The 22896-nt window shown below is 68.7% G+C and carries 23 protein-coding genes and 2 pseudogenes; 9 read left to right on the plus strand and 16 right to left on the minus strand.

What is annotated here, in order from left to right:
* Positions 1–5 precede the first annotated feature (5 nt).
* The 3 genes from A5784_RS33775 to A5784_RS33785 form a co-directional block, all read right to left on the minus strand.
* The gene (locus tag A5784_RS33775; protein WP_064949221.1) at positions 6–1673 is read right to left on the minus strand and encodes an acyl-CoA synthetase; all 1668 of its coding nucleotides are present in this window, start codon (positions 1671–1673) and stop codon (positions 6–8) included.
* Positions 1674–1778: 105 nt separating this feature from the next.
* Entirely contained in the window at positions 1779–2201 is a 423-nt protein-coding gene (locus A5784_RS33780) for a hypothetical protein (RefSeq protein WP_064949222.1), read from the minus strand.
* A 99-nt stretch (positions 2202–2300) separates the two neighbouring features.
* Complete coding sequence (locus A5784_RS33785) at positions 2301–2690, minus strand: Rv0313 family protein (protein ID WP_064949223.1); 390 nt, start codon at positions 2688–2690, stop codon at positions 2301–2303.
* A 78-nt stretch (positions 2691–2768) separates the two neighbouring features.
* Between A5784_RS33785 and A5784_RS33790 the strand changes: the two genes are divergently transcribed.
* Complete coding sequence (locus A5784_RS33790; RefSeq protein ID WP_064949224.1) at positions 2769–3551, plus strand: nuclear transport factor 2 family protein; 783 nt, start codon at positions 2769–2771, stop codon at positions 3549–3551.
* 71 nt (positions 3552–3622) lie between these two features.
* On the plus strand, positions 3623–4186 hold the full coding sequence (locus A5784_RS33795; protein ID WP_064949225.1) for a hypothetical protein: 564 nt from the start codon (positions 3623–3625) through the stop codon (positions 4184–4186).
* An 8-nt stretch (positions 4187–4194) separates the two neighbouring features.
* Here the strand turns inward: A5784_RS33795 and A5784_RS33800 are convergent, their stop codons facing one another.
* The 3 genes from A5784_RS33800 to A5784_RS33810 form a co-directional block, all read right to left on the minus strand.
* Positions 4195–4965: an SGNH/GDSL hydrolase family protein gene (locus A5784_RS33800; RefSeq protein ID WP_064949226.1), complete on the minus strand. Its 771-nt coding sequence runs from the start codon at positions 4963–4965 to the stop codon at positions 4195–4197.
* Positions 4966–5078: 113 nt separating this feature from the next.
* The gene (locus tag A5784_RS33805) at positions 5079–5378 is read right to left on the minus strand and encodes a hypothetical protein (protein ID WP_064949227.1); all 300 of its coding nucleotides are present in this window, start codon (positions 5376–5378) and stop codon (positions 5079–5081) included.
* 274 nt (positions 5379–5652) lie between these two features.
* A complete protein-coding gene (locus A5784_RS33810; protein ID WP_064949228.1) occupies positions 5653–6459 on the minus strand; it encodes a hypothetical protein in 807 nt (268 codons plus the stop codon).
* 59 nt (positions 6460–6518) lie between these two features.
* Between A5784_RS33810 and A5784_RS33815 the strand changes: the two genes are divergently transcribed.
* Positions 6519–7022 carry an NUDIX hydrolase gene (locus A5784_RS33815; protein ID WP_064949229.1) on the plus strand — a complete coding sequence of 168 codons (504 nt, stop codon included), beginning with the start codon at positions 6519–6521 and terminating at the stop codon, positions 7020–7022.
* 28 nt (positions 7023–7050) lie between these two features.
* Here A5784_RS33815 and A5784_RS39505 read toward each other — a convergent pair.
* From A5784_RS39505 to lysA, 7 genes and pseudogenes are all read right to left on the minus strand, one after another.
* A pseudogene (locus tag A5784_RS39505) lies at positions 7051–7443 on the minus strand (nuclear transport factor 2 family protein); the annotation flags it as partial.
* Positions 7440–8816 carry a serine/threonine-protein kinase gene (locus A5784_RS33820; RefSeq protein WP_064949230.1) on the minus strand — a complete coding sequence of 459 codons (1377 nt, stop codon included), beginning with the start codon at positions 8814–8816 and terminating at the stop codon, positions 7440–7442. The gene A5784_RS33820 and the pseudogene A5784_RS39505, both read right to left, overlap by 4 nt.
* Positions 8817–8840: 24 nt before the next feature.
* Positions 8841–9947 carry a PDR/VanB family oxidoreductase gene (locus tag A5784_RS33825; RefSeq protein WP_064949249.1) on the minus strand — a complete coding sequence of 369 codons (1107 nt, stop codon included), beginning with the start codon at positions 9945–9947 and terminating at the stop codon, positions 8841–8843.
* 21 nt (positions 9948–9968) lie between these two features.
* Positions 9969–10868 carry a metal-dependent hydrolase gene (locus A5784_RS33830; protein ID WP_064949231.1) on the minus strand — a complete coding sequence of 300 codons (900 nt, stop codon included), beginning with the start codon at positions 10866–10868 and terminating at the stop codon, positions 9969–9971.
* Positions 10869–10976: 108 nt separating this feature from the next.
* Positions 10977–11399 (minus strand): hypothetical protein, encoded by a 423-nt coding sequence (locus A5784_RS33835; protein ID WP_064949250.1) that lies wholly within the window; start codon positions 11397–11399, stop codon positions 10977–10979.
* A gap of 87 nt (positions 11400–11486) precedes the next feature.
* Positions 11487–13616 carry a 4-alpha-glucanotransferase gene (gene malQ, locus A5784_RS33840; protein ID WP_064949251.1) on the minus strand — a complete coding sequence of 710 codons (2130 nt, stop codon included), beginning with the start codon at positions 13614–13616 and terminating at the stop codon, positions 11487–11489.
* Positions 13617–13649: 33 nt separating this feature from the next.
* Positions 13650–14933 (minus strand): diaminopimelate decarboxylase, encoded by a 1284-nt coding sequence (gene lysA, locus A5784_RS33845; protein WP_232006352.1) that lies wholly within the window; start codon positions 14931–14933, stop codon positions 13650–13652.
* A gap of 124 nt (positions 14934–15057) precedes the next feature.
* On the opposite strand from lysA, the gene A5784_RS33850 reads away from it, so the two are divergent.
* The 3 genes from A5784_RS33850 to A5784_RS33860 are packed head-to-tail and all read left to right on the plus strand — an operon-like array spanning position 15058 to position 17817.
* Positions 15058–15666: a TetR/AcrR family transcriptional regulator gene (locus A5784_RS33850; RefSeq protein ID WP_064949232.1), complete on the plus strand. Its 609-nt coding sequence runs from the start codon at positions 15058–15060 to the stop codon at positions 15664–15666.
* Complete coding sequence (locus tag A5784_RS33855) at positions 15663–16574, plus strand: SDR family NAD(P)-dependent oxidoreductase (protein WP_064949233.1); 912 nt, start codon at positions 15663–15665, stop codon at positions 16572–16574. Before A5784_RS33850 ends, A5784_RS33855 begins: the two co-directional genes overlap by 4 nt.
* Before the next feature lie 19 nt (positions 16575–16593).
* Positions 16594–17817: an MFS transporter gene (locus A5784_RS33860; protein ID WP_064949234.1), complete on the plus strand. Its 1224-nt coding sequence runs from the start codon at positions 16594–16596 to the stop codon at positions 17815–17817.
* Here A5784_RS33860 and A5784_RS33865 read toward each other — a convergent pair.
* Genes A5784_RS33865 through A5784_RS33875 form a run of 3 tightly spaced genes read right to left on the minus strand, consistent with a single transcriptional unit; the run spans position 17786 to position 19720 of the window.
* Positions 17786–18109, minus strand: coding sequence for a DMT family transporter (locus A5784_RS33865; RefSeq protein ID WP_064949253.1), 324 nt, complete (start codon positions 18107–18109; stop codon positions 17786–17788). The genes A5784_RS33860 and A5784_RS33865 overlap by 32 nt on opposite strands.
* A complete protein-coding gene (locus tag A5784_RS33870; protein WP_064949235.1) occupies positions 18109–18444 on the minus strand; it encodes a DMT family transporter in 336 nt (111 codons plus the stop codon). The genes A5784_RS33865 and A5784_RS33870 overlap by 1 nt, the downstream gene beginning before the upstream one ends.
* 28 nt (positions 18445–18472) lie before the next feature.
* The gene (locus tag A5784_RS33875) at positions 18473–19720 is read right to left on the minus strand and encodes an acyl-CoA dehydrogenase family protein (protein WP_064949236.1); all 1248 of its coding nucleotides are present in this window, start codon (positions 19718–19720) and stop codon (positions 18473–18475) included.
* Between the two features lie 148 nt (positions 19721–19868).
* Between A5784_RS33875 and A5784_RS33880 the strand changes: the two genes are divergently transcribed.
* The 3 genes and pseudogenes from A5784_RS33880 to A5784_RS33890 all read left to right on the plus strand — a co-directional run.
* On the plus strand, positions 19869–21431 hold the full coding sequence (locus A5784_RS33880; RefSeq protein WP_064949237.1) for a carboxylesterase/lipase family protein: 1563 nt from the start codon (positions 19869–19871) through the stop codon (positions 21429–21431).
* A 12-nt stretch (positions 21432–21443) separates the two neighbouring features.
* Positions 21444–22454, plus strand: coding sequence for a sterol desaturase family protein (locus tag A5784_RS33885; RefSeq protein WP_082945242.1), 1011 nt, complete (start codon positions 21444–21446; stop codon positions 22452–22454).
* Positions 22455–22853: pseudogene (locus tag A5784_RS33890) on the plus strand (LysM peptidoglycan-binding domain-containing protein); the annotation flags it as partial. It abuts the gene before it with no gap.
* Positions 22854–22896: the final 43 nt, after the last annotated feature.

The raw sequence follows: 22896 nt of genomic DNA on the forward strand, positions 1-22896 counted from the left end.
ATGGTTTAGGCGTCAACCGAATCGTTCTCGGTAGCAACAGCTTTGGCCCAGCGATAGTCGGCCTTGCCGGCGGGGGAGCGGACGATCTGCGCCGACCGGACGAACGCCTTGGGGATCTTGTACCGCGCGATCGAGCGCTCACAGGCGGCGGCCAGTTCATCGTCGGTCGCCGTGGCGCCCTCGGCGAATTGGACGACGGCCACCACCTCATTGCCCCAGCGTTCGGACGGGCGGCCGACCACCACCACGTCGTAGACGGCGGGGTGCGCCGCGACGGCCCGTTCGACCTCTTCGGCGAAGATCTTCTCCCCACCGGAGTTGATGGTCACCGAGTCACGGCCCAGCAGCTGAATCCGACCGTCAGCCAACACGTTTGCCCGATCGCCCGGCACCGACCAACGCACGCCTGCGACGGTCGGGAAGGTGCGTGCAGTTTTCTCCGCGTCGCCGAGATAGCCCAGCGGAATCAGGTCGCGCCGGGCCAGCCAACCGCCGCCCTCGCCGGGGCTGAGCACCCGGGACAGGTCCTCGGCGATCACCGCCGTGTCGGACTGCGGATTGAACGTCGCCACCTCGGTATCCGCGCCCGCGGTCGCATAGGTGCTCATCTGTGCGCCGGACTCGGACGCACCCACCGCGTCGAGCAGCATCAGGTGCGGCAGTGCGGCCAGGATGCGCGCCCGGACCGTCGGGGACAGCGGCGCGCCACCGTTGGTGATCGTCATCAGGCCCGAAAGGTCGTAGTCGCCGGTCTCGATCTCGTCCACCAACGGCCGCGCGATGGCATCGCCCACCACCGGAATGCCAAGCACCCGTTCGCGTTCCGCGAGGCGCAGGACCGCGTCGGGACGCATCCGCACGACGTCGTCGGGGATCACCAGACGTCCGCCCATGGTGACGGTGTTGTAGGCCGCCCATTGCGCGGCTCCGTGCATGAACGGCGGAATCATCAACAGCGACATCCCGCCCGCGGCGGTTCGGGCACGCTCCGCGAGCTCGTCGTACGACGCGATAGCGGTGTCACTGCCGAACGGCCGGCCACCCATCGAGGACAGGAAGATGTCGTGCTGGCGCCACAGCACACCCTTCGGCATGCCCGTCGTGCCTCCGGTGTAGAGGATGTACAGGTCCTCGCCTGAGGGCTCGGGCATCCCGGCATCGGGGACGGGGGTGGTCAGTGCCGTCTCGTAGTCGACGGCGCCCGGCAGCAGTGCGTTGCCGGAGTCGTCGGCCACCTGGATGAGCACCCGCAGGTTCGGCAGCCGGTCGCGGATCGCCGCGACGCGCGGCGCGAACTCGGCGTTGTAGGCCAGCGCCGAGGCGTTCGAGTCGGTGAGCAGATAGAGCAGCTCCTCCTCGACGTAGCGGTAGCTGACGTTGAACGGGGCCACCCGCGCCCGGTAGCTGCCGATCATGGCCTCGAGGTACTCGTTGCCGTTGCGCAGGTAGATCCCGAGGTGGTCCTGGCCCGACTCGTGACCCGCGAGGGCGTCGCGGTCGGTGTGCACCCCGAAACCGGCCGAGACCAGGTAGTGCGCGAAGCCGTCGACCCGCGCGTCGAACTCGGCATAGCTCAACCGGCGGTCCCGCCACACCAGAAAGGGTTGCTCGGGGATGGCTCGGGCCACCGAGGAAAAGACTGTCGACAGGTTGAACAACACGTCACCGCTCATGGCACTCCTGTGTGCGCGGACTCAAAGGCCACTCGACCATACATCGATCACACCACTGTATGGCCGAGTGGTCCGGGTCACGTGTGCAGCGCCGGCGTTACGTACTCACTGCGGGAAGAAGCCGTCCCCCGTCAGCACGCCCGCCTGCCAGCCCTGAGCTCCGAGGCACAACAGCGGTCGGCCGTCGGGCGATTGCGCCGCGGTCTGCGGGCCCGGGCACGGCGAACCGATCTGCTGCACACCCTGCAGCGGGTAGGCGTAGGTCCAGAAGCCCGTGTCGACCGGAGGCCACTGGTTGGGGATCCACCGGCACTGCATGGCCTCGCCGCCGGGGCCCCGGCCGAAGACGTTGGTCTCCCAGCTGAAGCACGGCGCTCCGTTTGACGCGTCGTAACTCATGCCCGGCACATCGGTGGCGTAGTGGCCCGGCTGATCGAAATACATGTTGGTGTTGTCGGCCGCTGCCCCCGGTGCGGCTGCCACAGCGGCCGCGGCGACTGCCGCGGTGACCAAAAGTTCGCGAATCATGTCCCACCCTCAGGTTCACCGGCCCACCGGCCGGGCTCGTCGGCCCTGGGGCTGCAGCCTAGTCGGTGGCGCGGCGGCCCGGTCACCTTTTGCTGCGAGTCAGTCCTCGGTGTCGGTGTCGGTGTCGGTGTCGGTGTCGGTGTCGGTGTCGAGCACGCTGACCGCGATGCCGTACGGCAGGAAACGGACCCGCCGGGTCGGATCGGTGTTGGTCTTGTTGGCGCGCAGCGCGTCGAGCTCGGTGGGAAACACCTGTTCGATGTGTGCGCCGCCGTCACTGTCCACGGTGTAGATCGCCCACACCCCATCGCCGGCCTCGCCCGTCGTCTCCGGGTCGGTCCGGGGCCGCGTGAACCGGCCGAGTTCATCGACCAGACCGCTCCAACCCGGCCTGCCACTCCCGAGTAGCCTTCCGATACCGTCCAATGCTTCACGCGCGGCGCGGTCGAAATCCTCGGGATCGAATCCGAATGGTCCGTTGCCGCTCATCACGTCCTCCTCAGCCAACCGGGCGTCAAACACCAGTGTGCGCGCATCCGGTGAACACCAGGGTGGTAAACGAACCATATGGCTTTCACACCCGCTGACCGACTCGCCGCAGCCCGCCGATCACTGCAGGCGGCGGGCGCGCGCGACCGTGAGAGCTGGGTCGGGTTGTTCGCTGACGGCGGACGGGTCGAGGACCCGGTCGGCTCTCGTCCGCACTGCGGGGCCGGGCAGATCGGGAGGTTCTACGACACGTTCATCGGGCCGCGGCAGATCACCTTTCACCCCAACGTCGACATCGTCTCCGACACCACGGTCATCCGCGACCTCGAACTGCAGGTGGTCATGGGGGCCGTGACCATGCGCATCCCGGCCTACCTGCGGTACGCGCTGACGCCGGAGCTGCGGATCGCCGAGCTGCAGGCGTACTGGGAGCTGCCCACGATGGTGGTCCAGTTCGTGCGAGCCGGGCTCGCGGCGCTGCCGGCCGGCCTGCAGCTGTCCCGGGCCCTGCTGCGCAACCAGGGCCCGACCGGCGCGATGGGCTTTGCCGAAGGCTTCCGTGGTGCGGGCAGACGGGGAAAGCGGCTGGTCACCGGGCTCCTCGACGAGCTGTGTTCAGGCAACGAGGTCGCCGTGCGCCGCAGGCTGTCCCGCGGCACCGCGGTACATGCCGGGGAAACCGGACCGCTCGCCGTATCGCACCTGATCGAGCTGTGTGCGGGCGCACAGTGGGACAAACTCGTCGCGTCGGGTTACAGCCTGGCGGCGGGGCTGCGAAGCGAGCGCGGCCGCGCGGTGCTGATCGCGGATCTGACGCCGAAACCGCTCACGGTCAGCCGGTTGCGATACTTCGCTGTGTGAGCCGAAACGGCGCACGGGTTTCGGCCCGGTTGTACCGCCGCGGCAGGCGGACGTGAGACCGTATCAGGACCATGGCTGACCACGACTACATCACCTACGAGGAATTCGGTCGCAGATTCTTCGAGATTGCCGTCTCCGAGGACCGCGTCGGCGACGCGATCGGAGCGATCGCGGGCGACGAATTCCAGATCGGCCCGATCGGCCAGGGACCGGGCAAGATCGCCAAGGTCACCGCGCGCGTGAAGATCCAGAAGCCACGCGTGACACGCAACGTCGGCGAGACGATCACGTTCTCCATCCGGATACCGCTGGAGATCGACATGGTGATCGATCTGCGGATCGACCGCCCCCAGTTCATGGTGTTCGGAGAGATCGCGCTGCGCGCCACCGCGTTGGCTGCCGAACCGTTGCTGCTGATCCTCGACGTCAAGAAGCCGCGGCCGTCGGACATCTCCATCCACGTCACCTCGAAATCGCTGCGTGCCGAGGTCCTGCGCATCATGGCCGGGGTGGACGCCGAGATCAAACGGTTCATCTCCGCGCACGTTGCCGGCGAGATCGACAGCCCCGGATCGGAGAAGGCCAAGGTCATCGACATCGGCACCGAAATCCAGTCCGCGTGGAAGGGCGTCTGAGCGCTTTCCTACGCGCTCAAGCTCATCAGCGTCGGACGACGGGGGCTGCGGCCCGCCCCGGCGGAACGGCCCCGCAGATGCCGCCAGATCCATGGCATCAGCATGTTCTGAGTCCACAACGCCTGCGAATAGACCCTGGCCCGCAGTGACTGGGGGAGTATCGGACCGCTCGCATGAGCCCAATCATGGTTACTGCCGGGCAAATCCAGCGCCTCGGCCGCCGCTGCGGCGAACAGTTCGTGGCCCAGCGCCGAGCCGTGCACTCGGTCGGGACTCCACGTCTGTGGCTCCCGCATCGAAGGGGCCGAGTAGAGGTCGACCAGCCGGAATCCGTAGTGCACGGCGGCGTCGGAGATCGCGCCGTTGATATGGACGACCCGCTTCCCCAGCAGGCGACCCACCGGCAGGATCTGGGTGATATCGGGAAATGTCGTGGTGACCACCGTGGCACCGGAGCCGGCCAGCCGCGCATAGATCTGGTCCAGATCGTCGAGTGCCCGGTGAAAGGCGCGCCCGGGCCGGGTCACGTCGTTCATACCGATGCACACCGTGACCAGATCGGGACGCATCGACAACGCCTGCGGTAGTTGGCCGGTCAGCACGTCGCCGATGCGATGCCCGCGCACGGCGAGATTCGCATACTCCAGGCCGGGGTAGAGCCCGTCGATCTGGACCGCCAGGCGGTCGGCAAAGCCCAGCAGGCCCGAGTCGTCGTCGCCGTCCCACAGGCCTTCGGTCTGACTGTCGCCGAGTGCGACAAAACGGGTGAAGCCTCGCACTCTGGCGACTCTAGCGCCGCCATGACCTGTGGCAACTCGCGGGCACGCCGGTGAACACGACGAAGGGGCGCCCGAAACGGGCGCCCCTTCTTGATGTTTCGTGCTGTTCGGCGTTACTTCACGTCCACGTAAACCGTCTTGCCGGTGACGGTGGTCTGCAGATCGCCGCCCGGGTTGCGGTGGTCGGTCTGCGAGAACGTCTGGCCCGGTCGCACGGAGACGACAGTGGCCTGGTCCAGCGGTGCCGAGCCGGTCCGGTTGACGATGACGTTGTATCCCTGGGCCTGCAGCTCAGAGATCGTCTGCTGGGCGTTTCCGGGTCCGCTCGGCGCGGCCTGAGCCGGGCCGGCGAGCCCGATGACGGCTGCCGCGGTTGCGCCGACAAATGCGCTAGCAAATGCAAATTTCTTCATCTTCTGTGCCTTCTTTCATTCTTCAGTTATCCGTCGAGCGGGCGACGGCCCCCGTGCCTGCCGCGCTCGTCGCGCAACACATGACCGGTAACCGAATCTGTTACATCGGCTTAAACCGCCAGTTCAGCCGTTTAATTCCAACCGAGAGAAAATCTTGTCCGAAGTGTCGACAACGCTGTCGGATGCGTCACCGACCGGGCGCACTGAGACGACGGTCTCAGGGAGCGGGCGTGACCGGTGCCACATTTCCCCAGCAAAGTGATGGCAGCAACGCTCAGCGCAACAGGCGCGTCGGATTCAGCGTGACGCCCATGGCGGCCAGCTGGCCGAGGATGTCCTCCGGCCGTGCGCCGGCGACGGGCATCCGCCATTGCGGCAGCGTGCCCTGCAGGCAGAGCAGGTGAGGCGCGAAACCGATGCCCGTCAGCTCCAGACCGTGCGGCAGTTCGGGCAGCTGCACGGGATACGACGGGACCCGCGCAGGCAACGCCCAGCGTCGGCGGCCGACCGTCACTGCGCTCGGGGTGAGCCACAGCGTCGAGCCGTCCAGCTGCGTGTCGATCTCCAGGTGACCGAGGCCGGGCCTGCGGTTGAGCCGAATCCGGGCGACGCCATCGGGCCCCACCTGGGCGCGATACCGCGGAGCCGCCCAGGCGAACAGATCATCGAGCACGGGAGCGGGTAGCTCCACCGTCAACTCGACTGGACCCGCCACCAGCTCGGGCCGCGTCGACGCGGTGACGTGCACGTTGCGCAGAACTGCAGTGGCCCGCTCGAAAGAGGCATCGCCCCAACGGATGTCACGGGCAGCCAGGCGGACATTGCCGATCTGGCCCGCGGACAGCGCGCGCAGGTCCAGCCGGGAGTCGAACTCCGTCACGGTCAGGGCGAGCTCGCGATCGTCCAGCTGCACGCCGAGCCGACGCCCCACCACGAGGCGGCGCGCCGTCAGGAACACCGTCCGGTAGGCGGCGGACGCGCTTCCGGTGACCGGCGTCACCGCGGCCAGCGACCACAGTGATGTCAGCAGGTCCAGCGGCCGCAGCGGATCCCACAGCCGGGCCGAACCGGGACGTGTCATGTCTCCAGCATCCGTCATCGCGGCGCGCCACGACCGCGCGGCCCCGTAGGCTGCAGCCAATGCCGAGACTGAGCGCCGGATTGCTGCTGTACCGCGTCACCGGCGGCGCCGTGGAAGTCCTGATCGTCCATCCCGGCGGCCCGTTCTGGGCACGCAAGGACGACGGAGCCTGGTCGGTGCCCAAAGGCGAGTACACCGAAGGCGAGGATCCGTGGGCGGTCGCCCGACGGGAGTTCGCCGAGGAGCTCGGCGCACCGGCGCCCGACCGGCCGCGGGTGGACCTGACGGCGGTGCGGCAGGCGGGCGGCAAGGTGGTCACGGTGTTCGCGGTGCGCGGCGACTTCGACGCGACGGCGATCACCAGCAATACCTTCACCATGGAATGGCCAAGGGGTTCCGGAAAGATCAGGGAGTTTCCCGAGGTCGACCGGGCCGGATGGTTTCCGGTGGCCGCCGCCCGGGGGAAGCTGCTGGCCGGCCAGCGCCCCCTGCTGGATCAGTTGATGGCCGCCCCGGAGTTGGCGGGGTGCCACGAAGGCGACGCAACGGCCGAGTCTCGATAGCGTTGACGGTCAACGCCCGGCCGTGGATGCGCCAGCCGGCCGGTGTGCGCAGATACTCGTCGTCGTAGCGCAGGTACCACACCAGATCGCTCGGGTGCTCCGGGCCGAACGACCAGTGATGGGCCACCGCTGTGATCCGGCCCAGCGCGTAATCGGCCTCAGGGCCCGCGGCGTATACCTCACCGACGATGTCGTGCTGGGTGCGGGCCACCTCGCTCAATGACGACAAGGCCGAGAGCACCCCGTCGCGCCCGTGCCAGTGCCGCACCGGCTGCAGCTCGCGCGGCGGGTCGGGCAGGCGCAATTCTGCTGTCTCGGTGAATAATTCGGCCACATCGCGGAACCGCCGGTCGTCCACCGCGGCGGCGTACAGGTGCACCAGGTCGGCCAGCGCCAGCCGATCGGCGACGGCGAGGCTCACCGCGCACCGTTACCGCGGCGAATCGACATCCAGCATTCCAGGCGGGACTTGCCGGTCTGCTGCATGCACACTCGGACCGGTGACTCGTCGGTGGTCGGCAGTTGTGTCTCGGTGGGATCGACGGTCACCGTCGGGCTCGCAATATCTTCCGGGGTGAGCGACCAGATCGTCGCGCCGCTGCTCAGCAGCGTCGAGCAGTACGCCGTGGTGCCGTCGGCGGTGGTACCGGTGGCGCCCTTGGGCTCGCAATTGGCTCCGACCACCACCGCGGCCGGGGCTGCCGTCGTGACCGTCGTGGTTTCCGTGGGCGCCGGTGGCGGCGGCAGCGGCGCGGCTGTGGTGGCCGGGGCGGTGATCGCGGTCGGCGTCGTTGTGGTGGTCTTTGCCGTCGTCGGCTCATCGGCACGCCGGAACTCCACTGCCGCAACGACAATCGCAGCGACCAACAACACCGCGAGCACCGCGGGAACGAGCACCGAGGGGCGCAGCAGACGTCGGCGCGGCACTGCGGCGGCCGGCGCGAGCTGCGTGCGGTTGTCGAGTTGATGCCCCAGAGCTCTGGCGAAGTCCACGCAGCGCTCGAACCGGTCCTTCGGATCCTTGGCCATCGCCTTGGCCAGCACGGGATCAAGAGCGGCGAGCTGCGGGTGACTGGCCGCCAGTGCCGGTGGCGACGACGACAGATGTTGACTGATCACCACTGCGGGATTCGAGTTCTCGAACGGGGGTGTGCCGGTCAGGAGGTGAAAAGCCGTGGCCGCCAAAGCGTATTGGTCGGCGCGTCCATCCAATTGTTTCCCCAGCAGCTGCTCCGGGGCGGCGTAGGCCACGGTGCCCACGGTCATGTTGGTGGCAGTGAGCCCGCTGGCCTGACTGGCATAGCGGGCGATACCGAAGTCGGCCAACAAGATTCGCCGACCATCGGAATCCGGTTGGGCGAGAAGGATGTTGGCCGGCTTGACATCGCGGTGCAGCAGATCGCGCTGATGGGCGTAGTCGAGTGCCTCGGCCACCGCCGAGATGATCTCGCACACCTCATCCTTGGGCATGCCACCCGGATGCCGCTCCCGCAGTGCCTTGGCGGCGTCGGTGCCGTCGACGTAGTCTATCGAGATCCAGAGCTGTCCCTGGTTCTCGCCGCGGTCGTGGATCGCCACGATGTGGGGGTGCCACAGCGACGCGGCGATGTCGGCTTCCCGGTTGAACCGTTCGCGGTACTCAGGGTCGGCGGACACCGCCGTCGGCAACACTTTCAGCGCATCCCGGCGCGGCAGCCGCGGATGCTGGGCGAGGTACACCTCGCCCATCCCGCCGGATCCCAGCGGACGGACGATCGTGTATCCCGCGAAAGTCGCACCAGGGGCCAGCGGCATGCGCGGAATAGTACCGTCGCGCCGCTACAGATCCAGCGTGAGACGCTCGCCCTCGTCGGCCCGGGACACGCAGGTCAACAGGTAACCCGCGGCCCGTTCGGGATCGGTCAGCAGAGTGTCGCGATGCTGCACCGCACCGTCGAGCACCCGGACCCGGCAGGTGCCGCAGAATCCCTGCTGACACGAGTACGGCGCCGCCACCCCGGCGCGTCGCAGAGCGGCCAGCAGCGTCTCGTCGGCGGCCACGGTCAGGGCGGCGCCCGTCGAGGCGATCGACACCGAGAATTCGGCACCGTCGACCACCGGTGGCGCGGCGAACCGCTCGAAATGCAACTCGACGTCGTCGCGGCCGGCCAGCGCAGCCCGCACAGAGGTCAGCATCGGCGCGGGCCCGCACGCGTACACCGTGGTGCCGTCGGGACAATCGCCCAGCAGCTCGGCCGCCGTGGGCAGACCGTTGGTGTCATCGGTGCGGATCGTGATCCGGTCGCCGAACCGCATCAGCTCGTTCAGGAACGGCAGGCTCTCGCGGTTGCGCCCGGCGTAGATCATCGACCACTCAATGCCAAGACGTTGCGCCAGATCGAGCATCGGCAGGATCGGGGTGATACCGATGCCGCCGGCGATGAACCGGAAGCGCTGGGTGGGGGAGCCGTAGCCCGGGACCGTCAGCGGGAAGGCGTTTCGCGGGCCGTGCGTGGTGAGCCGGGCGCGGACCTGCAGGCTGTCGTGCACCTCGATGGAACCGCCACCGCCGTCCGGGATCCGCCGCACGGCGATGCGGTACGTGCGGGCGGACGGATCCCCGCACAGCGAGTACTGCCGCACGCGGCCGCTGGCCAGCAGCACGTCGATGTGTGCCCCCGGATGCCACTGGGGAAGGGCGCTGCCGTCGGCGGCCGCCAGGGTCACGGCGATGACATCTTGGTCGTGTGCGACGACCGCGCGGTCGACCACCGTGAGTTCGATGGTGCGGTCCAGCTCCGGTGGAGGCGAGGGCCGCCGGATGTACCGGGTCAGCCCCCACATGGTGGAGATGGCGACATCGGCCAGGCCCAGCATCGGGTCGTGGCGGAACCGGCCGGACGCGCTCGGAGGGAGCCGGCGGTAACGATCGATCAACGGTGGCATCAGCGACATCGCGGCGGTCCTCTACAGGTGCGCGGCCCGTGCCGCGGGTGAACTGGCCAGGTAGGCGACGGCCTGGGCGGTCGACCCCATCTCCTCCGGGGAGAAGCCCGGCCGGCAGTACGCCAGCGTGTTGGACCCGAACATCCGCGTGAACTTGGGCAGCAGGCCCAGCTTGGAGTCCTTCATGCGCAGTCTTTGCATCTGCCACCAACTGAGATCCAGCGTCGGGTCCCGCTTGACCAGGGCCCAGCAGCCCCGCTGGAAGAACAGGTACACCGCGGTCGCGGCGATCGACATCGCGCGAACCCGGCTGAAATAGCTGTCCTGGAAGTACACCGCCACGTCGTGCGCCACGCTGCGGTGCTCGACCTCCTCGCTGCCGTGCCAGCGGAACAGGTCGGTCATGGTCGGATCGGCGTCGTAGTCCTCCCACGTGCAGTTCAGCACGAAATCACCGAGCACCGCGGTGTAGTGCTCGATGGCGGCGATGAGCCACAACCGGTCGCACAGATCGTTGAGCCTGCGGCGCGGGTCGGTCGACGACGTCGGCGCCAGCAGATTGGTGAACACGTGGTCGACCATGGTCAGCACGGGTTGGTAGTCCACGCCGTGGGCGGTCAGGAAGTCGGTGAGCACCTGGTCGTGCGTCTCGGCGTGGGTCGCTTCCTGACCGATGAATCCGCGCATGTCGTCGGCCAACTTGGGATCACGGACATACGGCAGCGCTTCGTTGAACGTCGCGACGAACCAGTGCTCGGCCATCGGCAGCACCACGTTGAACAGATTCACCATGGTCGAAGCGACCGGGTGACCCGGAATCCAATGCAGCGGGATGCCGGAGAGATCGAAGTGCACTTTGCGAGCCTGGATCTGAACGGGACCAGGTTCGATCTCGGTGGCGAATCGGTGCGGACGCAGCATCGCGGGCCTCCTCGTAAGCGGGACCCGTGCAGTCTACGAAACTATGTGGGAACGCGGGTACCGGGTCCGAGGAGGGGCAGCTCGGTCCGGCGTGCCGCGTCGGCCGGGCTAGCCCGGAGCGGGGGTGCCCGCGCCCGGCGCACCCGGCACCGGAACGACCGGCGTGGGCGTCACCGTCGTCACGCCGTTGGAGCCCACGTGCGGGGCGCCGGGGGCGCCGCCATCGGAGCTCTGGGTCTGCTGCTCCTGCTCCAGTGCGGCCTGGCTGCAGTCCAGCATCAGCAGCATGCGGCCCTGCGACGTCATCTTCTGCGAGTCGACGAGGCACTGGGACTGCGGCAGCGCACTGCCGAACGAGCCGCCGAAGTAGGCCTTGACGCCTTGGCTCTTGAGGATCTGCAGCGCCTTCATGTACGGCTCACCGACGACATTGATCGCCGACGCATTGGGTTGCGAGGTCGCGATGCCCGCGCCGAACAGGGCGATCGAGCCGGCAGCGACCACACCACCGCCGAGCACTACAAGCTGCATCTTCACGTCAAGTCTCCGAACGTCCGGGTGAGCTGCGAACATATCGCAGCTGTGACGATTGTGAAACCGTTGCACAGCCGCCGCGTGTTACATCGCCGGTTTCACCAGGGCCGCCATCGCGTCGCACAGGGCCTTCGCCCGGGCATCGTCGAACACATTTTCCACGAGTAGGCGATGCCCGTCGGGACCGCCGAGCGGCACCCGCCAGTTCGGGTATTCGTCGGTGGTGCCCGGCTGGTTCTGGGTCCGCAACTCACCGACCGCGTCGGCCAAGGACAACGTCAGCAACTTCGACGGGGTCCGCCCGAGGTAGCGGTACAGCGCCGTCACGATCGCCTCCGGACCGGCTTCCGGTTCCAGCAGGCCGACCCGGCGCAGCTCGGCCAGCCACGCGTCCTGGGCGGCCCGGTCCTCGGCCAGCTCGACCTCGACGGGCCTGGTGAGCAGGCCCAGTTCCTGCCGCAGGCGTACATGCTCGCCGGCCAGATACCCCGCCGTCGGCGGCAGATCGTGCGTGGTGACCGAGGACAGGCAGTATTCGCGCCAGTGTTCGGCGGCCAGCGGCGCGCCGCTACCGTCGGCCTCGAACCACAGGATGGATGTCCCGAAAAGGCCGCGGTCGCGCAAATAGTCGCGGACCCACGGCTCGACGGTGCCGAGATCCTCGCCGACGATGACCGCCCCGGCGCGGTGTGCCTCCAGCGCGATGATGCCGATCATCGCGTCGTGGTGGTAGCGCACGTAGGTGCCCTCGGTCGGGGCCGCGCCCTTGGGGATCCACCACAGCCGGAACATGCCGATGATGTGGTCGATGCGCAGCCCGCCCGCATGCCGCAGGGCCATCGAGACCAGTGCCCGGAACGGTTCGTAGGCCTGCTCGGCGAGCCGGTCCGGCCGCCACGGCGGCTGCGACCAGTCCTGACCCAGCTGGTTGAACTCATCGGGCGGGGCGCCCGCCGTGACGCCGAGCGCCAGTACATCCTGCAGCGCCCACGCATCGGCGCCATCGGGATCGACGCCGACCGCCAGATCTCCCAGGATTCCCAGCGCCATCCCGGCCTGCGCCGCGGTGGCCTGCGCGGCGGTCAGCTGGTCGTCGAGCTGCCACTGCAGCCAGCGGTGGAAGTCGACGGCCTCGGGATTGGCAGCCGCGAACGCGGCGACCTCCGGATTGTGCGGATGCTGCAACTCCAGCGGCCAGTTGTGCCAATCGCCGCCGTGGATCTCGGTCAGCGCGCACCAGATCGCGAAATCCTCAAGGGCAGTGCCCTCCCTGGCCCGGTAGGCGTTGTAGGCCAGCTCCCGCCCGGCAGAGCGCGGCACGCGGTACACCTGTTTGAGCGCGGCGGATTTGGCCGCCCACACGGTGTCCCGGTCGATCAGGTCGCGGCGCTGGGCCCGCTCGTGCACGGTCGTCCGCAATTTGCGGATCCGGCCGCGGTGACGCGCGGCGGCGTACTCGGGGATGGCCTCGACGCGCAGATACAGCGGGTTGACGAAGCGCCGCGAGGTGGGCAGGTACGGCGACGGCTCCATCGGCGCGATGGGGGCAGCCGCGTGCAGCGGGTTGACCAGGATGAAGTCGGCGTCGTGGGCCGCGGCCGACCACACCGCGAGATCCGTGAGATCGGTGAGATCGCCGACGCCCCAAGAGTTTTGCGATGCGACGCTGTACAGCTGCACCGACAGTCCCCAGCCCCGCCGTTCACCGAGCCGGGCCGGCAGGGTCAGGCTTGCCGGCGACACCACGACGGGCGTCTCGGTGTGGAAGTCGCCGACGGACAACACCAGCCGGTGATAGCCCAGCGGCAGCTCGGCGGGCAGCTCGAAGGTGGCTTCGCCCACGAGGCGGTCACCGATGTCGAACGGCGGCCGGTTGTTCTCCAGCTGACGCAGCCCGGTGCGTACGCTGCCGTCCTCGAGCCGCAGCGTGACGTCGACCGGGTCGCCGTGGGTGACGTGCACCCAGAACGCCGTCGGTTGCCCCGCCCGGCCGATCACGATGGGCGGCAGCGAACGCTGCCAGTAATCGCGCTCGTGCGCGGTCAGCGCGGCTGCCCGGTCACCCTCGGTGCCTGCCGCCACCCCCAGTGCTTCCAGCACCGCCACCAGGGTCGTTTCCGGCACCGTGGTGCGGTGTCCCGTCCAGTCGTCGTACTCGGTGGCGACGCCGTAGCGCTGAGCCAGCTCCACGAGGGTCTGGGGTAATCCCGTCATGGTGCCAATCTTGGTGCCCAAACCCCGATCGCGTCAGTCGACGTCACGGATCAGCAGGTCGTCCCAGGTGTCGCGGCGGACGACGAGGCGCGCTTCGCCGTTGCGGGTGAAGACCACTGGAACCCGGCGGGCGCCGTTGTACTGGTTGGACATCGTGTAGGTGTATGCGCCCGTGACCGGGACCGCCACCAGATCGCCGACCTTGGGGTCCTGCAGTTCGACGCGGTCGATGAGCTGATCGCCGGACTCGCAATGCCTGCCGACGAGACTGACCACCTCGCCGCCGCCGACCCGATTGACGATCGTCGCCTCGAACCGCTGCCCGGTCAGCGACACGTCGAGGTTGTCGCCCATACCGCCGTCGACCGCGACATGGGTGATCACCGGGCCGCGCTTGACCGTGGTCACCCGGTACACCGTGCATGCGTTGCTGCCGACCATGCTGCGGCCCGGCTCGACGATGATGCGGCTGCCTTCGGGCAGCAATGCGCGCGCCTGGGTCACCATCGCCTCGGCGTAGTCGTCGAGGTTGGGTGCGTGCTCGTCGTAGGTGTAGCGCACCCCGAGCCCGCCGCCGAGGTCATACACCTCGAACGTCCCGAGTTTGGCGATGGGTTCGACGGCCTCGGCCAGTTGCTCGACGTTGAGCAACTGGGAGCCGACGTGGGTGTGCACGCCGTCCAGCCGCAGTCGCGGGCTCGCCTCGATGCGGGCGATGGCCTCGCGGGCCGCGTCGGGCATCAACCCGAACTTCGAGCCGGCATGCCCGGTGGCCTGCGAGGCGTGGGTCTCGGCCTGCACGCCGGGGATGACCCGCACCAGGCACCCCTGGACGCGTCCCGCAGGCACCAGGCGCTCGAGGCGGTCGATGTCATCGAAGTTGTCGACGACCACCAGGCCGACACCGTGCTCTACGGCCAGCGTCAGTTCTTCGTCAGTCTTGGCGTTGCCGTGCAACACGAGCCGGGCCGGGTCAGCTCCGGCCTTGACCGCGGTGACGATCTCCCCGCCACCGGCGACGTCGAGATGCAGCCCCTCCTCGGCCATCACCCGCTGAACGGCCGTGCACGGGAACGACTTCGACGCGAACGCCACGTCCGCGCGCGGCCACCGGCTGCGGAACGCCGTGAGGTAGTCGCGGGCCCGCTGTCGCAGCGCCTCCTCGTCTACCACGATGGCAGGCGTGCCGAACTGCTCGGCGAGGTCGTCGAGGCGGCAGCCGCCGACCATCAGGGTGCCGTCGGCATCGGTGCGGGTTCCGGGGGGAAACAGGCCGATGAGGTCTTGCGCGGTGTGGCTGATCACGTCGGTGGACACCGGCTCAGCGTGCCACTCGCGTGCCGCCGCGTGAGCGGGTTGGTCAAACGCGACGAAATCCGTCGTGGCGCCGCGGCCGACGCTCGTCTACCCTGTCTGTAACGATCCTTACAGACAGGTGAGCATGGACGCTCCGGCCACGAGAAGGCAACAGCAGGGCGCGTATTCGCGCGAACAGATCCTCGACGCCACCGAGCGCCTGATGGCCACGCGTGGCTACGCCGCGACCGCGATCAGCGACATCCGCAAGGCGTCCGGGCTTCCGGCCAGCTCGATCTACTGGCACTTCGGCTCCAAGGACGGTGTGCTGGCCGCGGTCATGGAGCGGGGCATCGACCGCTTCTTCGCCGCGATCCCACGCGAGGGCAGCATCGACGAACAACTGGCCGTCACCTCCGGGCTGCAGCAGCAGCATCCGGATTTCCTGCGGCTGTTTTATCTGCTCTCCATGGAACGCACCGACGATCCGGCGGTGGCCGCAGTGGTCCGCCGGGCGCGGGGCACCGCGATCGCGCGGTTCGGCACGGCGGTGCGGCAGCAACTGCCCGCCGACATCGATCCCGACCGGGCGGAGCGGGCGGTGGCCGAGCTCACGGCCTTCGCCGTCGCACAGTCCGACGGCATCTTCTACGCCAGACACCTCGAACCCGACACCACCGACGTCGCCCTCATGTACCGCAGGCTGTGGCAGGCCGTGACGGCGCTCATCCCGATTCTGCTGGAGGAACCGTGACGACCACCAGAACTGCCATCATCACCGGAGCCAACACCGGCCTCGGCTTCGAATGTGCCCGCGCGCTGTTGACGTCCGATCCCAGCTGGCATGTGCTGCTCGCGGTGCGTGACGCCGCCCGGGGCGCGGCCGCCGCCGCGGCGCTCGGACATCCGGGCCGGACCGCCGTTGCCGAGCTCGATCTTGCGTCGCTGCTCTCCGTCAACGAATTCGCCTGTGCCATAAGTCAACTCGACGTGCCGCCGGTGCGCGCCCTGGTGTGCAATGCCGGAGTGCAGCTGGTCTCGGGTTCGCACACCACGCGGGACGGTTACGAGATGACCTTCGGCGTCAACCATCTCGGGCATTTCGCGCTCGTTCAGCGGCTGCTCGACCACCTGGTCGCCCCGGCGCGAATCGTGGTGGTCAGCAGCGGCACCCATGACCCGGCCAAGTACACCGGAATGCCCGCGCCGCGCTACACCTCGGCAGAAGAACTCAGCAGCCCCCAGGTGGGCGGGTACTCGTCGGAGGAAGGCCGCAGGCTCTACACCACGTCGAAACTGTGCAACGTCCTGTTCAGCTACGAGCTCGACCGCCGGCTGGGCCACGGCGCCGCGGGCATCACGGTCAACGCGTTCGACCCCGGCATGATGCCCGGCTCGGGCCTGGCGCGCGACTATCCGCCAGCGCAGCGGCTGGCGTGGCGCTTCCTGCTGCCCCTCCTGCGGGTGCTGCCCGGGGTCCGCAGCACCCGGCGATCCGGTGCCGACCTCGGCGCGCTGGTCGCCGATCCACGGCACGACGGCGTCACCGGCGCCTACTTCTCCGGGGGCCGACAGATCCGGTCATCACGCGACTCCTACGACGAATCCTTGGCCGCCGACCTGTGGCGCGTCAGCGAGCGGCTGGTGTCCACCTCCGGTTGACGGCGGTATCGTCGCCGAAGTGGTTTCGGGACAGCTTGATTCGACGGTGGTGCAGCGGGCCCGGCTCGCTGTGGCGGCGCTGTTCCTGACCAACGGGGCGATCTTCGCCAACCTGGTGCCGCACTATCCGCAGATCAAGTCCGACCTGCAGCTGAGCAACGCCGCCTATGGCGCCGCCGTCGCCGCATTCTCGGCCGGTGCACTGGTCGCAGGCCTGACCGCGGGCGTGCTGATCCGGCGCTACCGGTCGGCCAGGGTTGCGGTGGTCGCCACGATCGGGCTGGCCGGGCTCGTCGTGGTCGCAGCGGTCACCGGCAGCGCCGTCGTACTCACCGCGGCCCTGTTCTCGGCCGGGGCCTGCGACGCCATCACCGATGTGGCCCAGAACGCCCACGGCCTGCGCGTGCAGCGCACCTACGGCCGGTCCATCATCAACTCGTTTCACGCGGTGTGGGCCGTCGGCGCCATCCTCGGTGGTCTGACCGGCGCCGCGGTGATCGCCGCCGGGGTGCCACGTGGTGTCCACCTCGCAGTGGTCGCGGTGCTGGTGTGCGCGGCTGTGCTGGCCGCGGACCGCTTCCTGCTCGCCGGGCCCGATCACGAGGACCATCCGGCCGCGCGCACCCGGCCCACGACCCGGCCGGGAAGGGCGGTCTACCTGACACTGGCCGCACTGGTGGTGATCGCCATCGCCGGGGCCACCGTCGAGGACTCCGGAAGCTCCTGGGCGACGCTGTACCTGCGGGACACCCTGCACGCACCCCCGGCCATCGCGACCTTCGGCTACATCGCGGTCGTCGGCTTCATGTTCGTGGGCAGGCTGTTCGGCGACCGCCTGGTCGATCGGTTCGGCCAGCGTGCGGTGGTGCGCGTAGGTGGGCTGATCACCGCCGCGGGTATGGGCGCCGCACTGGCGTACCCCAGCGTGCTCGGCACGGTCGGCGGGTTCGCCGCCGCGGGCCTCGGCGTGGCCACCCTGATTCCGGCGGCCATGCACGGCGCCGATGAATTGCCCGGTCTGCGGCCCGGTACCGGGCTGACAGTGGTGACGTGGCTGATGCGGGTGGGATTCTTCGGCGCGCCCCTGCTGGTCGGTTTCGTCGCCGACGCCGCCGGACTACGCATCGGGCTGCTGGTCGTGCCGGTGGTCGGGGTACTGGTGATGGCACTGGCCGGGGCGCTGGCGCGCACTCACCAACCGAGTGACGCGATCAGTGCGCCATCCCGGCCAGTTCGATCGTGAACACGCCCGACACGATCAGTGCGATCCCGATCATCATCACCGGGGTCAGCGCCTCCTGGAACAGGAACCGGGCCGCGATCGCGACCAGCGCCACGCCGCACGCAGTCCAGATGCCGTAGGCGATGCCGACGGGAATGCCCAGCGACAACGCGAACCACAGCAGCGTGAACGACACCAGGTAGCCGAGCGTGACCGGCACGATCCAGGCCTTGCGCCGGAATCCGTCCGAGGCCCGCAACGCCAGGGTTGCCAACACTTCGCACAGGATCGCGCAGGCCAGCGCCATCCACATCATCGCGGCGCGTCCTGCGCCGGGGACCCCAGCTCGACCAGCAGCACTCCGGCGATGATCAGGGCGATACCCGCCGCGATCGGCCAGGTGAACGCGTCACCGAACAGCACTGCGGCGAGCACCGCGGTCGAGGCCGTGCCCATGGCACCCCAGATGCCGTACGCCACGCCCACCGCCATGCCCGCTCGCAGCACCAGAGTCAACAGCACGAACGCACCGAGATAGCCGATGACCACCACAACGAGCCAGGCCGAATGGTCCTGGGAGGCGCGCAATGACAGGGTGGCCGCAACTTCGGTGGCGATCGCCGCGATCAGCAACGCCCACTTCCGCACCGCACCAACCTAGCGAAAGAGCGGTGCGCTACAGGACGAGCCCCAGCCGGGGTGGCCGGGCCCCGCGCAGGGTGTGGTTGCCCAGATGCACGTACTTCCATCGCGCCGGATCGTGCAGCGAGTGGGTGCGCACGTTGCGCCAGTGCCGGTCGAGGTTGACCGCCGAATCGGTGCCGGACGTGCCGGTCAGTTCGAAGATGCCGCCGGCGATCTCGACGGCGTATTCCTGGGCCAGCGCCTTGGCGGCGGCCACCTGCAGCGACGCTTGCGCGGCGGTGTCGCGGGACAGCTGAGGCTCGGCCAGCCCGGCGTCGACCACCGCGCTGCCGTGGGCCAGCAGAGCCTCCAGGGCATACAGCCGGGCGGTGAGCTCGCCGAACCGGCGCACCACATGGGGTTCCTCGTCGGCCCGGCGCACGCCGGCCAGCACCGCCTCCTTCCACGGCCGCGACCGGGTACGGACGAATTCGGCGCCGTCTTCGAGTGCGGCCCGCGCGATGCCGATGTCGATCGCGGCGTGCAGCGCCTGGTCGTAGGCGCCGAGCACACTGGGCGGCGCGTCGGCCGGGTCGGGTGTCACGCCCTCCTCGATGACCAGATCGCCGTCGACCACGACGTCGACCAGGCGAACCTCGCCGCTGGCCGTACCGCGCTGCCCGAAAGCGGACCACTGATCGAGATCGAGGGTCACGCCGTCCTGATCGGGCCTGACGAACACGGTCGCGGTCTCGCCGTCGCGGTCCGCAACCACGGCGGCCACGGCGATCCAGGTCGCGCCCAGGGTGCCGGTGGCGTAGTACTTGGTGCCGTTGAGCAGCCAGGTGCCGTCGGCGCGTCGGGACACTGTGGTGTGCCGGTCCAGTGCGGTGGCCGTGCCACGCTCGGCGGAGGCGTTGCCGAGTTGGGCGCCCGCCAGGATGTCGGCATAGATGCGCGGCGCAGGCGACTGGTCGCCGAGACCTGAGATCGCTTGTGCGATAACGAAATGGGCGAGCAGGAGCTGCCCGACGGCGCTGTCGCCGCGGGACAGCCGGCGCAGCACCTCGACCTTGGTCGACGCGGAGAGCCCCGGACCGCCGTGCTCGGCGGGTACCACGATGCCCAGTAGCCCAGATTCTGCGACCTGGCGCAATTGCGGCAACAGCGAGGCACCCGCGCGTTCACGCTCGGCGCTGCCGACGGCCAGTTCGGTCGCCAATTCGTCGGCGATGGCCAGCGCGGCCTGTGCCGAAGCCGGGGTCGGGGCAGTGGTGACGGGGGCGGTGTCGACGCTCATGGGCGGTGACGGTACGGCCGGTACGCGGCGCTGCCGAGGTTTGTGACCACGCAGAATGTTTGTCCGAAAGGCGCTGATCGCCGATGTGACCGGCGGGTCTGCGTAACGTGGGGGAGTTCGTGAAAGTTGCGTCACCGAGGAGTCAGTCATGTCCGAACCCACCGTTGTCGCCGACGGCCCGGTGGTCGACACCGCCTACGGACCGGTCCGCGGAATCGACGACGGAACGGTCAAGGCGTGGCGGGGAATTCGTTACGCCGCCGCGCCGGTTGCCGAGTTGCGTTGGCGTGCACCGCAACCCCCGCAGCCATGGCAGGACGTCGCGGATGCCACCGGGGTTGGGCCGGTGTGCCCGCAGCCCGTCGACCCGCGGATCCCGATCGACCTCGGTGCACGGCAGTCCGAGGACAGCCTGCGGCTCAACGTATGGGCGCCCGCCGGCACCGAACCCGGCGTCGGTAAACCCGTGATGGTGTGGGTCCACGGTGGCGCCTACGTGCTCGGATCGGCCAGCCAGCCGCTGTACCGAGGCAGGGTGCTCGCCGCCGAGGGCGATGTCGTCGTCGTCACCGTCAACTACCGGCTCGGCGCCTTCGGGTTCCTCGATCTGTCCGAATTGAGCACGCCCGCAATGCGTTTCGACACCAACCTGGGTTTGCGCGACGTGCTGTGCGCGCTGCGCTGGGTCCGCGACAACATCGCCGCGTTCGGCGGCGACCCGCAGCGCGTCACCCTGTTCGGGGAATCGGCGGGCGGTGGCATCGTCACCACGCTGCTGGCCAGCCCCGAGGCCGACGGCCTGTTCGGCGCGGCCATCGCGCAGAGTTCGCCCGTCACCTCGATCTACGACGCCGAACGGTCCCGGCGCGTCGCGCGTCAGGTGCTCGACGAGCTGGGGGTGGCTCCCAGCGATGCCGGCCAGCTCGCGCGGCTGCCGGTGTCGGCGGTGCTGTCGGCGTCGCAGCGGGTGTTCAACGCGGTGCCGCAGCAGACGCCGGGCACGCTGGCATTCGCCCCGATCGTCGACGAGGACGTGGTGCCGGACTATCCGGTGAACCGTGCCCGCGAAGGCCGCACCCACCCCGTGCCGTTGATCATCGGGATCAACAAGCACGAGGCCGCGTTGTTCCGGTGGATGAAATCGCCGCTGATGCCGATCACCCCGGAGGCAATCCGCGAGATGTTCGAGGGCATCGCAGCCGAACAACCCGGACTGCTGCTGCCCTCAGAAGCCCAGATCGCCGCCGCGTACCCGGGCCTGCGCACCAAGGCGCGCGGCATGGGCGTGGCCCGCGACATCGGATTCCGGATGCCGTCGCTGTGGTTCGCCGACGGGCACAGCGCCGCGGCGCCCGTGTACTTCTACCGGTTCGACTTCGCCACCCCGATGCTGCGGCTGCTGCGCCTGGGTGCGGCCCACGCCACCGAGCTGCCGTTCATGTGGGGCAACCTGGTCGCGGGTCCCAAGGACCCGACGTTCAAGCTCGGTGGGCTCAAGCACGGCAAAGCGGTGTCGGAGCGCATGCGCCGCCGCTGGACCAACTTCGCGACCACCGGGACGCCAGAGGGTGCGCCCGGGGAGCCGGTGTGGCGCCCGTACCGCCGCGACGACCGGGCCGTGCTGTTGATCGACAAGCAGGACAAGACCGTGGCTGATCTGGACCGCGAGCTGCGCACGGCCTGGGGCGACGAGGTGCTCAACTTCCGCTAGGAGGGGTGTGCGATGGAGCCGATTCGGGCGTTGCTGGAAGTGTTGCCACCGGCCATGCGGGACCCGGTACTCTTCGCGGTGCCGTTCTTCCTGCTGCTGCTGACCCTGGAATGGGCCGCGGCACGCAAGCTCGAGGGCGCCGACCGCGCGCCGCACGGCGCCTACCAGACGCGCGACGCGTGGGCGAGCATCTCGATGGGCCTGGTGTCCGTAGCCACCACGGCGGGTTGGAAGTTGTTGGCGCTGTTGGGTTATGCCGCGTTGTACGGGTACGTCGCGCCGTGGCACCTGCCCGCCGACCGCTGGTACACCTGGGTGATCGCCATCGTCGGGGTCGACCTGCTGTTCTACTCGTATCACCGTGTGGCACATCGTGTCCGGGTGATATGGGCGACACACCAGTCCCATCATTCGAGCGAGTACTTCAACTTTGCGACAGCTCTGCGGCAGAAGTGGAACAACACTGGCGAGATCGTGGCGTGGATCCCGCTGCCCCTGCTGGGCGTCCCGCCCTGGCTGGTGTTCGCGAGCTTCTCGATCAACCTGGTGTATCAGTTCTGGGTGCACACCGAGCGGATCGACAAGCTTTGGCGGCCAATCGAATACGTCTTCAACACACCATCGCATCACCGGGTGCACCACGGCCGCGACCCGCAGTATCTCGACCGCAACTACGGCGGCATCCTGATCATCTGGGATCGGCTGTTCGGCACCTTCGCGCCCGAACTGTTCCGGCCGCACTACGGGCTGACCAAACCGGTGGACACCTTCAACATCTGGACGCTGCAGACGCACGAATACGGCGCGATTGTGCGCGACGTACGGCGGGCGGCCCGTTGGAAAGACCGGTTCGGTTACGTGTTCGGACCGCCCGGCTGGGAGCCTGCCGATGATGTCACTGGGAGTTTGCCTGCCGTTTCGAATTGTGCCGAGCATAACGCCCCACAATCGAGACCAAGATCAGTAGGCTCGACCGGAGCCGGGCTTGATCCGGCAGGCCGTCCAGAGAGTAAGGGGATCTGAGTGGGAGACACACTGACCGAAGGACAGAAGCTCGAGAAGGGGGGGTCGCTCACTTCCAACAACGGCGCCTACACCTTGACGCTGCAGGATGACGGCAACCTGGTGCTCTACGCACGCGACCAAGCGGTGTGGTCGACGGAGACCAACGGGCAGGACGTTGAGCGTGCCGAGGTGCAGACCGACGGCAACTTCGTGCTCTACACGTCGGAGAAGCCGGTGTGGCACACCGACACCAAGGGCAAGAAGGACGTGAAGCTCGTTCTTCAGGACGACCGCAACCTGGTGCTCTACGCCGCCGACGGGCCGGCCTGGTCGTCGAAGACCGACACCACCGAACCGCCGCCACCGGCCCCCGAGGCCGCCGCGCCCGAGCCCGTGGTCGAGCCGGCCGCTGTCGAAGAGCTGTCTCTTATACACATCTGACGCTGCCGACGATCGCATA

It is taken from the genome of Mycobacterium sp. 852013-50091_SCH5140682 (assembly GCF_001665685.1).
Lineage (GTDB): Bacteria > Actinomycetota > Actinomycetes > Mycobacteriales > Mycobacteriaceae > Mycobacterium.